This is a genomic window from Nostoc sp. CHAB 5836 (genome assembly GCF_020829445.1).
In the GTDB taxonomy this organism is placed as follows: domain Bacteria; phylum Cyanobacteriota; class Cyanobacteriia; order Cyanobacteriales; family Nostocaceae; genus Nostoc.
In genome coordinates this window covers 70,949-83,779 of the sequence record NZ_JAIVFV010000007.1, presented here as the reverse complement: position 1 = coordinate 83,779, position 12,831 = coordinate 70,949, and the positions used below count along the sequence as shown (strand labels likewise).

At 42.4% G+C, this 12,831-nt stretch carries 10 protein-coding genes; 3 read left to right on the top strand and 7 right to left on the bottom strand.

What is annotated here, in order from left to right; translation table 11 throughout:
* The coding region (locus LC605_RS02825) for a DUF547 domain-containing protein (protein ID WP_229546060.1) at nt 1-696 on the top strand (696 nt) is incomplete at its 5' end.
* Here LC605_RS02825 and LC605_RS02820 read toward each other — a convergent pair.
* The 4 genes from LC605_RS02820 to LC605_RS02805 form a co-directional block, all read right to left on the bottom strand.
* Nucleotides 681-1,436 carry a TIGR04283 family arsenosugar biosynthesis glycosyltransferase gene (locus LC605_RS02820; protein ID WP_229546059.1) on the bottom strand — a complete coding sequence of 252 codons (756 nt, stop codon included), beginning with the start codon at nt 1,434-1,436 and terminating at the stop codon, nt 681-683. The genes LC605_RS02825 and LC605_RS02820 overlap by 16 nt on opposite strands.
* 138 nt (nt 1,437-1,574) lie before the next feature.
* The gene (locus tag LC605_RS02815) at nt 1,575-2,036 is read right to left on the bottom strand and encodes a rhodanese-like domain-containing protein (protein WP_229546058.1); all 462 of its coding nucleotides are present in this window, start codon (nt 2,034-2,036) and stop codon (nt 1,575-1,577) included.
* Between the two features lie 248 nt (nt 2,037-2,284).
* On the bottom strand, nt 2,285-2,773 hold the full coding sequence (locus LC605_RS02810; protein WP_229546057.1) for a hypothetical protein: 489 nt from the start codon (nt 2,771-2,773) through the stop codon (nt 2,285-2,287).
* Nucleotides 2,774-2,817: 44 nt separating this feature from the next.
* Nucleotides 2,818-3,846 carry a hypothetical protein gene (locus tag LC605_RS02805; protein ID WP_229546056.1) on the bottom strand — a complete coding sequence of 343 codons (1,029 nt, stop codon included), beginning with the start codon at nt 3,844-3,846 and terminating at the stop codon, nt 2,818-2,820.
* Between the two features lie 897 nt (nt 3,847-4,743).
* Here LC605_RS02805 and LC605_RS02800 point away from each other — a divergent pair.
* Nucleotides 4,744-5,331, top strand: coding sequence for a Uma2 family endonuclease (locus LC605_RS02800; RefSeq protein WP_229546055.1), 588 nt, complete (start codon nt 4,744-4,746; stop codon nt 5,329-5,331).
* A 228-nt stretch (nt 5,332-5,559) separates the two neighbouring features.
* On the opposite strand, the gene LC605_RS02795 is transcribed toward LC605_RS02800, so the two are convergent.
* The gene (locus tag LC605_RS02795) at nt 5,560-5,925 is read right to left on the bottom strand and encodes a hypothetical protein (protein ID WP_229546054.1); all 366 of its coding nucleotides are present in this window, start codon (nt 5,923-5,925) and stop codon (nt 5,560-5,562) included.
* Between the two features lie 206 nt (nt 5,926-6,131).
* Between LC605_RS02795 and LC605_RS02790 the strand changes: the two genes are divergently transcribed.
* Entirely contained in the window at nt 6,132-6,995 is an 864-nt protein-coding gene (locus LC605_RS02790; protein WP_229546053.1) for an Rpn family recombination-promoting nuclease/putative transposase, read from the top strand.
* Here LC605_RS02790 and LC605_RS02785 read toward each other — a convergent pair.
* The gene (locus LC605_RS02785; RefSeq protein WP_369010347.1) at nt 6,968-9,631 is read right to left on the bottom strand and encodes a CHAT domain-containing protein; all 2,664 of its coding nucleotides are present in this window, start codon (nt 9,629-9,631) and stop codon (nt 6,968-6,970) included. The genes LC605_RS02790 and LC605_RS02785 overlap by 28 nt on opposite strands.
* A gap of 30 nt (nt 9,632-9,661) precedes the next feature.
* Entirely contained in the window at nt 9,662-12,736 is a 3,075-nt protein-coding gene (locus LC605_RS02780; RefSeq protein WP_229546052.1) for an S-layer family protein, read from the bottom strand.
* Between the last annotated feature and the right edge of the window lie 95 nt (nt 12,737-12,831).

Sequence of the window (12,831 nt, the reverse complement as noted above, 5' to 3'; positions counted from 1 at the left end):
GATTTTGAACCTTGGGATAGGTTATTGCGTCAGTATGTTGATCAACAGGGTCGTGTAGACTATATTGCTTGGAAAACAGAGCAACCATCTGCGATCGCAGATTGGTTGTCAAGTCCAAAAAATCTGGCTTTGACATCTGATTGCAACACTTTTGAGCAATTGGCATTGTGGATTAACCTTTACAATGCGTTCACCATTTCGGCAATTTTGGAGAGATACCCGTTTGAGTCAATTCGCCCGAGAATCTTAGGCATTCCCAACTGGCTGACTTTTTTGTGGTTCTTTCAACGTCGTGGTTATTATATATTTGGCGAACGTTACAGTTTAGCCCAAATAGAGAACTCTATTCTGCGGGAAAAATTACAGGAGCCACAAATTCATTTTGCAATTGTCTGTGCTTCGGTTGGTTGCCCGTTACTGCGTGCTGGTGCTTATTTTCCTCAACAAGTTACTCAGCAGTTAGATGAAGACACCCGTCGCTTCATTAACAATCCGGAAAAAGTCCGTTATGAATCAGAGAGTAAAACACTCTACTGTAGCAAAATCTTCAAATGGTATCGTCAAGACTTTCTCAAGGTTACATCCTCGATTCCAGAATATATCCGCTCCTACCTAGAAACAGACCTGCCAATGAATGCCTCAACGCCGATTTCCTATCTTTACTATGACTGGAGCCTAAATCAGCGAATATCTTGATAAAATTGTTTGAGATAATTTGCATCAACGCCAATCCCCCACAAAAAACCGATATAAAGGTAAATTGCGGTTGCTTTGCAGCTACCCCATTTTGCGACGCGGCGATCTGAAGAGTGAACAATACGGTTCACCTGATAAATACGTCCTTTTTTAAGCAATCTCAAGCATAAATCTCCATCCTCCATAATTGGCAATGCTTCATTAAATCCGTCGCAATCCCAAAAGTTAGTGCGACGACAAAACATTACCTGATCTCCAAACAACAGACGCAATCCTCGAAAAAACAGGTGAGGCTTAAATAACAGTGGTGCGTAGTAGGTTTTTAGATAGTTATGCACAGAGATGCCCCAGCGAGTCGTTTGAGATCCACTCATCAGAGAAATGAACCCCCCACAGGCAATGGTTGGTTCTGCTAGCGTTTGCTCTATTACGGTGATTAGGTCATCCGGTACCCAAGTGTCTGCATGAAGAAAGCAAAGAATCTCTCCAGTTGCAGCCGATGCACCGTAATTCATCTGAATAGAACGCCCACGCTGCTCAGATGAGAGAACTTGTACAGATAGCGACTGATTGAATGACCCAAACCATTGCTTTGCAACTGCGACTGTCTCATCTTCGCTGCCACCATCTACAACTATCACTTCCTTTGCGGGTGGATTAAGTAGAGTCAGTTGGCGCAATGTACGCCCTAAGCTAACTGCTTCGTTTAAAGTAGGAATGACAATCGAAACTTGAGACATGCAGCAGGAGTAGTTTTATCGTTGCTTTTATTGTACTTGCTCAATGTTGATAGGCTTTAGTAATCGAGAAAAATCGGAACATCTGAGCCACTTTTGGATCACGAATTTGATCCTAGTACTTACGCATTTACTTAAAATTTACCACTCCTGAGCATGGTGAGTAGCTTTTAGCAGTTTTCCCCATATTGCATTATAAGGATGTACAAGTTGCGTCGGATGCTTGTCTTGAAAGATTGGCCTCCCTTCATTTGCCCACTGAAAAATCCCACCGCTTAAGTTATAAATGCACTTCATCCCGGCTTCATTAAGCTGTTGGGCTAATTTTGCGCTCCGGTAGCCAACAGCACAGTACACAACAATTGGTCTATCTTTTGAAATTGTTGAAAGTGTTGCTAGGTCAGGTGTTAAACGATCTATACGCACTGCTGTTTCGATATGGCTTACCCCATACTCTGCTTGACTTCGTGCATCTAGCAGTAATGGCCGTGGCTTTGCAGAATCTAATAGTAATTGAGCTAATTGGTTGCAATTAATTTTCTCGACAGTAGGAAACTGAAATCTGATCAGAAGTTTAAGAAAGTTAAACGTGAGTGATTGCACTTGTGAAAATATGGATAATTTTGATTTTTAAGCCTGGAGAGTGGAACCTGATAACAATAATATCTTTCCAGATAAGTAAGTTGGCGCGAAAAAATCAAAGTATGTTACGAAACGTAAATAGCCTTAAAATCTTTACTAGTGACCAATGACAAAGGACAAATGACAGCCTTAGCCAGTTAGCTTTAATTGCGCCGACCTACTTACTGCTCGGTTTGATGACGTCATCTGAGTTGTCAAAGCCGCTAACATTATTGCTGTATAAAGCCGAACGAGGCGTAATATGTATAATCGGTAGAGACCAAGGACAGTTTGCTCCAGATAAAGTCATCATAGAGTCCAGGGTTGACGGATGTATCAACACGTAACCTAACTGTGATTGAGAAAAGCCCTTTTGCTGTACCAGGCTTGACTTCAATTTCTTTGCGATTGTTATCCACTGAAGTAAAACGTCCTTGAACGATAACCCGCTCTACCGAATGAAATTGCTGATTAGGGTCGGGTTCATAGATGATTACAGTAATCGCGTGACCAGGATAACCATTGTAAGTGTTCAAATCTTCGGTTTCCAAAACCAATTTGAACGGCTTGTCATCCGTCTTGCTTGGGTCTGACCGATATATAGTGATTGGGAATTCAGCACAAATCCCTGAGTAGTGAGCATCACCGTAAATGCCTGGTTCGTCACCCAGGTGTATGCGACCTTGCCAAATAAGTTCCTGTTGCGGATTAACAGCCATAAAATTCTCCTTTTGACGTTAACCTATCACCGATGTATAGAGAGTTAATCATTTTTATTTGACGATAACTTTTTCTGACAGGCGTCAATCTTGAAGAATGTTCTGTTTGGGTCATAGAAATTTACTGCCCCAATTGTGCAAGAAAAAGGTTTGCTAATTGCAAGACCGAAGAAAGTTGTTGAACCGGTATCTGGGTTGCCGTCAGTAGGATCTATGCGTCGAAGCACTGTACCTGTTTGCGGATCAATCTCAGCAATAAAACCCTGTTGTCCGCCACCAACGATGTCACCACCCCCGACCCAAAGATCACCTTGTTGATCAAACAGAAGATTACCAGCACTTAAGACTTTGGCTACAAACACACCGTCGCGATCAAAATTGAGTGGCACTTGTGTTTGGATTGCCCGATTAATGTCCCTGCGCGAGAAACGCCGAATCTCTCCTGTCCGGGTTCGATTTGGATCAGAACCAATTCCAGTATAAATGTTGCCGTGACGGTCAACCCCCACTCCAGATGAAGCACCAGGAATGTTATCAATGACAGTCTGAACTTTCTTAGTTTTCAGGTTAAGGCGTTCAACGGCAGAGCGTGAGAAACTCGCCTCACCTCGATTGATGAATAGCTCTTGTGGACGCCGAAAATCGCCAGCAGCATGAAACGGGATTAGTGCTACTGACTTTGCTTGACCACCAGTCCTGGGTAAGAGAAAGATACTGCCGTTAAACGGCTGATTAGGAAATTTAGAACCCCCGGCTCCTGTACCCAAAATGAAAAAGCTTCCATCCAGACCAGTGGCGACAAAGGCAGGGTCACTGCCACCACGAAACTCAGGTGGAAGATTTCCGATCAGGTCAAAGTTTGAACTATTCTGTTGTGTCTGAATTTTGACTTCAGTACCAGTAAAAATGACTAATCTGCCATCAGGAATAAAGTCAAATGCCGTAAAAAACGACCCAGATTCCGGAGGTGGTAAGGTAATATTCTGTGCGTTGGCTTTAGAAACAGGTAACAACACTATCTCTATGATTAAAGCCCCTAGACTTAGCATTCGGATAAAATTGTGAAGCATCATTTGAACTTTCTGTTTGTAAGTTTGGTTTACTGACTAAGCATTATTGATTGAGCCGCCGTTTTTCTTGTGTCTAAGGCCCAAACCCGCTCCCAGACCAGAGCCAAAAATGATGTTTCTCGGCTATCAGTGAAATTTTAGGCGATCGCAGATCAAAAACGGTCAATTCAACTTATGGCCTCTAGAATGGAGCATTTTTTTCGAGAATATCGCCTAAGTCTGATTGTGTAAGGGTTAATCGGGCATACATTATTTACTCAGGTCAAGTTAATAGCTTTATGCAACTCCTGTTTAAACTTTACAAAACTACATAATCAAGCCAGTTTTGGCATCAGCTTAAGAAACAAACAATAATTAGCGCTCAGTAGTTTTACTATTGCCTAGTTTTTAACAGCGATCGCCTACTTTATCAAAATTGGGGCATCAAACAATCATAAGAACTCTTGCATAAATATTTTGTGGTATGATTAGGGGTTATTCTAATTTCAGTTTTTGGTAAGAGTTTATAAATTGTTTCGAGCAAGTATTATCAGGCGATTCATCGTAAATTATCAAACCCTTAATTATAAGTAAGTCGGTGAAAATAAATCAAACTATGTGACGAAACGTAAACAGGCTTGAAACCCTTACCAAGGACGAATGACAAAGGACAAATGACAGCCATCACCAGTTATCTTTAATTGCGCCGACCTATTTATCACAAAAGACTTTTGCAAGAGTTCTATTTAGCGATCGCACAACATTGTTGACTGTAAATGAGCTTTTAATATTCGTGAATGAGCCTTTGAGCTTGATTGAAGCTAACAGTGTGGTAGGCTCAAGCCTCGATTGAATGGGCAATAGCCAATGGATACAGATGGTAAACTGGAAAGTACATAACAGTTAAATCGGTGACGTCCCATGAACGTTGTCACACCAAAGCGATTCACTATTGACGAATATCATCGGCTGATTGAACTGGAATTTCTCAAAGAGAGCGATCGCATCGAGTTGATTCGCGGAGAACTAATTCAGATGGTAGCCAAAGGCACACCTCACACATTTTGCACAACTCGACTTTGTAGACAACTGGATCGATTGCTAGGCGATCAGGCTGTTGTGCGTTGTCAAGAGCCAATCATACTACCATCAGATAGTGAACCTGAACCAGATGTGGTGATCGCACGAGGAAATGAAACTGACTATCTTCCCCATCATCCCTATCCTGAAGATACTTTTTTAGTGATTGAAATTTCCGACTCAACCCTAAATTACGACCAAACAACAAAGTTAGAAATCTACGCAGAAGCCGGAATTTCTGATTATTGGATTGTCAACTTAAATGTTTGCCAACTTGAGCGTTACAGCCAACCGTATCAAAATGCTCAAGGTGAATTCAATTACCTCAGCAAGCAGATATCTTTGCCACATCAGTCAGTGGCGATTCCTGGATTTGAAGATGTCTTATTAGACTTGAGTAGAATTTTTCCCACGGTTGTAGGTGGTTAGTCGTAGGTTGAGCAAAACCCAACCCAATCTACAAAAAATGGCGAAGGTATTCTTAGAAAAGAGAGCTAATTATTGTGAGAGCGTTGGAAATCAAGATATCTCATTTATCGTACCGGAAAATTCAGCGATCGCTAGATATTGTTGACTTGTAAATGAGTTTTTAATACTTGTGAACGAGCCTTTGGCGTTCTGGAAATTTACTCGTTGAGGTAGGCTCGACAAATTTCTCTATTTTGCCTTTCCTGTAGCAGCTTCCGCCTTAAGAGGATCAACTTCTGTCTTCACCTTTGGGTGTTTCGCGCAGTCTGTAGCAACTTTTGTCTTCACCTTTGGGTGTTTCGCGCAGTCTGTAGCAGCTTCTGCCTCAAGAGTAGTAACTTTTGTCTTCACCTTTGGGTGTTTCGCGCAGTCTGTAGCAACTTCCGCCTTAAGAGTAGTAACTTCTGTCTTCACCTTTGGGTGTTTCGCGCAGTTTGTAGCAGCTTCCGCCTTGACATTGGAACAAACAGACTTAATATTTTGGAGTTTAAATAAGGGCGATCGCTGGCTTCTTTGCAGGATTAGGCGATCGCCTAAATCATGCTTTAATCTCAATTTATCCCGCATTTATAAGTAGAGCGACGAAAATAAAGCTAACTGGTTAAGGCTGTCATTTGTCATTTGTCCTTCGTCATTTGTAAGGGTTTAAGGTGTATTTACGTTTCGTAACGTAGTTTGATTTATTCTTGCCGACTTACTTACAACGCCGATAATTTGGATAATATTAATTACATAAATATCTATATACCTGAGTGTGAACTGTGGCTTTTGATAACGTTTGTAAAATCTTAGCTGAAGAATATCCATCAGAATTTGCACGCTGGCTACTACCAGTAGAACCACAAGAAATCAAAGTATTAAAAACTGAGTTGAGCATCGAACCAATTCGCGCTGACTCCGTGACATTTTTGCAAACAGAAAATCGGATTTTGCACATCGAATTTCAGACTCGAACAAAATCTGCACCTCCTATTCCTTTCCGAATGTTGGATTATTCTGTCAGACTCAAACGGCAATATGATATTCCTGTAACGCAAGTGGTAATTTTCTTGCAAGAAACAGACGACGAAATAGCATTTACAGAAGAATATGTAGACGAAACTACAACCCATCGCTATCGAGTTATCCGCTTATGGGAGCAAGATTCAGCACTATTTCTGAATAATCAAGCATTACTAGCATTAGCACCATTAACACAAACAATCTCACCCCAAGGGTTGTTATCACAGGTTGCCCAAAGGGTTGCTACAATTTCAGATAGAGATATAAGGCAAAATATCGCTGGGTATACAGAGATATTAGCAGGTTTACGGTTTGATAAAAATTTGATTCGTCGATTATTAAGCGAGGACGTTATGCAAGAGTCGGTAATTTATCAAGATATATTACAGAAGGGCAGACAGCAAGAAGCGTTTACAATGATTAATCGTCTGTTTAACCGACGGTTTAACGAAATTGAGCCGCTATTAATTGAACGAGTGCGGGGATTATCTACAGAGCAGTTAGAAAACTTAGCTGAGGCATTATTAGATTTCACGGATGTATCTGATTTAGAAGCTTGGTTGGAGCAACAAGAAAATAATTTGGATAGGCTTTGTCAAAGCCAGTTACCAACCAAAACATAAGGTGCCCAGTAGCCAGGACGACTGTAATTGGGATAATCTTTTAATAATTTTACTTGGGCACGACGCAAGGCTTCAGCCTTTGTCACCTTAGTTTTAACTAACTCATGATAAAATTCACCAATTAAGATCGCAGTAGATTTATCACTGATATGCCACAGTGAAGCCAAGGTACTACGGGCACCAGCTTTTACCGATGTTCCTGCTAGCCCTAGCGTGGCGCGATTGTCACCAGTAGCAGTTTGGCAAGCACTTAAAACCAGCATTTCCAAGACTTCGGAGCGAGTTTCATCCCGACGGCGCAGCAAGCTATCAAATTGTGTAACGTTGATCGGACCATCAGCAGCAAGTATAAAAGTATTCTCAGGACGGGAACTGAATTCACCATGAGTTGCCAGATGTAACACATTAAATGGCACAGCATTAACCTTACTCTCTAGGTTTTTACTGGTGAAGTCCCGATCTAGTAACTGGGTGGTAGATGCGATCGCTTGGGAAATAGAGTGGAATTCTGATTTAATTTCTGGTAGCGGTGGAAATTGCTGTTGAAAGCCTTGTGGTGGTTGCACTAACCCGGCAGCTAGTACATTGAGTTTTGTTTGTGTCAAGGGTTTGAGTGCGAGTAACTGAAGTCCTAAGCTGAGTGCTACAGCGTATTTTTCTACTAGATATTGCTGACCGTCATACAATATAGCCATTGGCACATTTCGCAATATTCCATCCAGTACAAATACAAGGGTTTTGACTCCACTTTCTTTTAAATCTGACTCAATTTCTTTGATTAACCACCCATAGACTTCTTGTGACAGCGCCTGCACTTCCTCAGTCCGATCAGGTTCTAACAGATACTCTCTGAGTTGTCTGAGAATACCTTCTACTTGCTTCTGTGACTTGTTTACTGTATAATTACGCAGTGGGTGGTTAGGAATTTTGACAATCACTTGGAGTTGAGAAGGCAGAATAATGGGATAAATGATTGCAGTTGTGGGATTATCTTTATCTACCACCGTGTCAAGCAAAACAGTTTTGGCATTAATGCAAGCTTCCCGAAAAAAGTCGTTTAATTCCGCTAGTTGCAGTGTTTCAATCATCTGTCTAGCTTTCTCTAGGGTTGGTTCGCTCGGATGAGTTTGCTGGAACTGCAACAATAATTCTACGGACTCTCGATATACAGGTTCTACACTTTCTTTAAAGGAAAACTGGACATCCCGATTCACAACCACTAAGTCACTACGGAGAGTTTGCAACTCACCGATCGCAGTATCATAGCTGGCAATAGCGCCCTCAATGTCTCCCTGCTGTTTTAACAAGCGTCCTAACTGCCAATGCCAACGATAAGCGATATCTGGGGCGTTGATTGTTTGGGCTATGTTCAGTGCCTGTTGGGTGAGGTTCTGGGCTATTGACCATTGTTTAGTTTGCTCGTACACACTACCCAGAGTCCCTTGGGCAAAGCTCTCAGCTCGTTTATCTGCTAAATTTTGAGCTTGTTGCAAGGCTCTGGCGCAGATTTGAGCGATCGCTTTGGGTGTAGTTCCGAATTTCATCAAGCTTTGAGCTAGATTAATCTGCGCATAAATAGTTGTTACAGAAGCAGGTAGTTGTGTCAGTTGAGTTTGGATTTGCGGCAATAGTGTCTGCACAGCGGCTGTTTGTCCCGTGTTCACTAGTAAGTTCAACTGATTAACTTGAGCCTGAACTTTGCTAATCGAGTTAGGAGCGATCGCAGCAGCTTGCTGATAAAACTGTATTGCACCCTTAAAATCTTGCTGTACTTGTGCCGTGTTGCCTAAACTGAATAAAGCCGCGCTGACATCCTGGGGAGAATCCAATTTTTGGGCAATTGACAAACTTTGCTGTAATACCTGACGGGATTGATTCAAATCTCCAGCTAGTTGCAGAGCATTGCCAAAAGACCGTAATTCTACGGCTTTGATAATAGAGTTAGGTTTTGATTGTAACTCCTGCTGCAATTGAGTCAAGATTGTCAAACCCCGACGGTAAAATCCCAAAACTTGCCATGCTTGTGCTTGATTGATGCGATCGCGGGTAATGCCATTGCGATCGCCTAATTGCTTATAGCTGGCTTCCGCACGTTGCCAGGTGTTAAGTGCCTGTTCAGCTTGTCCCAAGTCTAGTTGAATACTACCTTGAATATCTAGAATTGGAGCTAGAACTTGAAGATTTTGGGCAGTAGAAGATTTTTCGAGCAACTTCAAGCTATCCGTAATTGCCTGTTGCGCTGGTGTCAAATTACCCAATTTTTGATATGCCAATGCCAAATTACTTAATGCCACAGCTTGTTGCAATTCATTGCCTTGGCTACCATAACTTTTAACTGCTTGTTGCAAAACTTTAACCGCTTCTGCAAACTGTCCTGCCTCATACAGCACTTTACCCTGTTGCAGCAAGTCTTGTGTTTGTGCAGTCGGATTTTGGATTGAGACTCCAAGAGTTGCGATATGTTGTTTCTCTAAGGTTGCAGCAACAGGAAAAGCAGTAACGCACAAAAAAGCTGTCACCAGAACCAAGAGCATGAAAACAGACAACTTATGGATTTTAAAGGGAAGAGTGAACCATATATTACATCTGTTACATATCTGTTGCCACTGATTATTTTTATAACTCTTGAGTTTCATCGTAATTCCTCCCCCGATTGGAGTAACGAATTATTGACTACAGGACATGGCAGAGGGAATAAAAAAACTTTGCACAGATTGAGCCACAAGTATAATATTACCATTAGCATCGACAATCCATCCTTGAGCTTCTACAATGCGATCGCTAGATTTGGTTATAGATGCAGTAGATAATTTATCCGCGATGGTTGTTGCTTCTGGTGGCAAATCTACCCAACCAGTAATCACTGCTCGTCCCCGCAACGGTTCATTAGGACTTTGGGGTAATCCACCGCGTCCGGTAGCGATAAAACGACTGGCGTTTTGTCGTCCTCTGGGAGTGCAACCTTGGGCAATTTGTCGGGATGCATCTACGAGGTTAGAGGGTAGTTGAATTAAGCCGCGACTGGGGTCAGTATCTGGAGTGTTAATAGTTACCTGACCGTTTAAAGTAGGACTTGTCTGGGAAATTGCCGTGATGCTACTTGGAAGCTTTTGAAGGTCGAGTTGAGCTAGGTCGTTAGTTCCCAGCATTCGTACCAAGTCTTCTCGACTCAGCACTGTCATACCAAAAATACCAGTAGCGTTGATTGTGACTTTGCCACCAGAGCCTTTAAAGGCATTGGCGGTGATGTTGCTATTTTCATTGGGAACGGCGACGATGAAGCCCGATGGGGTATTGATGGTGATATTACCGCCATTTCCTTCTTTTTGGTCAGTGCCAGCAGTAGTGGAGATTTGGCTGGTATGACGTAAGATTAACAGGTCTTGCACGTTCAAGGTGATATCTCCGCCATTGCCTGATGCAGTTATAGCTTGAATACTGCCTTTGTTATCAAGACGAATAGAACGGGCTGTAACTGCTATGTCGCCTGAATTACCCTGTCCTATGCTGCCGGTAGCTAATTCAGCACTGTTAGTTATTGAAAGCAACCCTGTGGTGATGTTGATGTCGCCACCTTTACCCACGCCATCAGGTTCCACAACGCTAAATGCACCGCTAGCAAATTCCATAGCACTCCCGTCAAAAGAAACTGTATAGGGGGCATTGATGGCATTGATATTGATACTACCAGCATTTCCGTTTCCCTTAGTTGCAGCACTCAGTTGAGCGCCATTGGTAACCGAGAGCGATCCAGTGGTGATGTTTATGTCACCACCTTTACCAGTGGCATCAGGCTGCACATTGCTAAATGCAGCGCTCAAGAATCCATCAAAAGCAACGGTATCGCGGGCATTAATATTTACATTGCCAGCATCTCCCTCTCCAGCAGTGCCAGCAATTAGTTCAGCTTCATTGGTGACAGCGAGAGAGCCAGTAGTGATGTTAATGTTGCCACCTTGACCTATGGCTCCTGGTTCTACAAGGCTTAACGCAAAGCTTTTATCAAAAGAAACCGTATCGCGGGCATTGATATTGACACTACCAGCATTTCCCTTTCCAGAGGTGCTGGCACTCAATTGAGCGTCATTAGTAACATAAAGCGACCTAGTAAAGATGTTAATGTTGCCACCCTTACCTACAATTCCCGATTCTACAGTGCTGAATGCAGCACTGGCCAAGCCATTAACTTTCCCATCAAAAGAAACGGTATCGCGGGCATTGATATTGACATTGCCAGCATCTCCCTTTCCAAAGGTGCTGGCACTCAATTGAGCGCCATTAGTAACAGAGAGCGACCCAGTGGTGATGTTAATGTCGCTACCTTTACCCACGCCTCCTGGTTCTACAGTGCTGAATGCATTGCTGTTGATTCCATCAAAAGAAACTGTATCGTGGGTATTAATATTCACACTACCAGCATCTCCTTTTCCAAAGGTGCTGGCAGTGAGTTGAGCACCATTGGTAACAGAGAGTGACCTCGCAGCAATATTGATATTTCCACCTTGTATATTTCCATCCTGTCTACTGGCAGTATCTCCCACGCTGCTAACCGCAAAACCTCCATTGAAGGAGACAATATCATTGGCATTAACAATAATGTTGCCAGCATTCCCCTGCCCTCTGGTAAGGCTTTGCAGTTGAGCGCCATTAGTAACAGAGAGTGACCCTGTGATGATATCTATGTTGCCGCCATTTCCAGTGGCATTTTTAGATAAAGTATTTGCAATTGTACTTGAATCTTCAACTCTAATTTTGTTTACAGCACGGAGCGTAATGTCTCCTGCCCGACTGTCAGTAGAACCTAGTCCTGACACTATCCCTGCTAAAATAAGACTTCCTGCCAAAATATCTATATTTCGGGCATTAATAGCAATACTACCGCTGTTCTCCCCAGGTACATATATCTGGGAACGATTAGTTAAAGACACATCTGCTCGTTCTACTTCATCAGAAAAACTCAAGCTTAACAAGTTGCCATCCACACTCAGCCCAACTGTTCCTACTCCTGCCAATCCTCCTAACTCAACTTGCCCACCAAAAGCATTTAATCTGCCACCATTCATGCTTATGTTGCCACCTATTAACAGCAAGCTTTGACCATCTCCAACACGCAGACCAGATGCATTCACGCTTTCTGTAGGATCTAATCCTGCTGGTGCTACTGAGTTATTTTGAATCGGTGCAGCCGTAATTTGATTGAATAGCAAAGCTGAAGGATTGACCGTCAGTAGTGCAGGAGAATTTGGATTGTTAGCATTGAAAAAACCTTGATTGCCAAATTGAATGGCATTTGCGGTCGTTGCCACAAAAGACCCGCCAATATTCAATTGGCCATTTTTGCCAAAAATAATCCCATTGGGATTAAGTAAAAACAGGTTAGCTATACCCGACGTGCGAATTAATCCATCAATGTTTGAAACTGACTTACCCGTTACCCTGCTAATGATGTTCTGAATATCAAGAGCATTATTAAAGAAAGCAGTGCTTGCAGTGGGAACGGAAAATTCCCCAAAGCTGTGGAATAAATTGTCACCCGCTCTAGTTCCTCCTTCAATAATTCTGGTGTTACCTTCTAGTTTGACGGTGGAATTATTAGGTAGAGTGGCATCGGGAGTAATTTGAGCAAAAGCACAATTTGCCCAAAAAGCGATCGCAATTCCCATCCCCACAGAAACAGCAATTGTTAAATCAATGTTAGTTGGTAACGGGATTGTGGTGATGGTTATTTTAGGCTGTGTCATCGCTTTGGCGATCGCTTCAATGCTTTGGCCTAATTTTATTCTGCCAAGAGTAGTGAAAAGTAATAATTTTTCTGAAGAAATACTTAGATAAATAG

Bases quoted from the DNA above. Each gene is read 5' to 3' on its own strand.
- LC605_RS02820 (WP_229546059.1), bottom strand. From the start codon at position 1,436: ATGTCTCAAGTTTCGATTGTCATTCCTACTTTAAACGAAGCAGTTAGC.
- LC605_RS02810 (WP_229546057.1), bottom strand. From the start codon at position 2,773: ATGGCTGTTAATCCGCAACAGGAACTTATTTGGCAAGGTCGCATACAC.
- LC605_RS02805 (WP_229546056.1), bottom strand. From the start codon at position 3,846: ATGATGCTTCACAATTTTATCCGAATGCTAAGTCTAGGGGCTTTAATC.
- LC605_RS02800 (WP_229546055.1), top strand. From the start codon at position 4,744: ATGAACGTTGTCACACCAAAGCGATTCACTATTGACGAATATCATCGG.
- LC605_RS02785 (WP_369010347.1), bottom strand. From the start codon at position 9,631: ATGAAACTCAAGAGTTATAAAAATAATCAGTGGCAACAGATATGTAAC.
- LC605_RS02780 (WP_229546052.1), bottom strand. From the start codon at position 12,736: ATGACACAGCCTAAAATAACCATCACCACAATCCCGTTACCAACTAAC.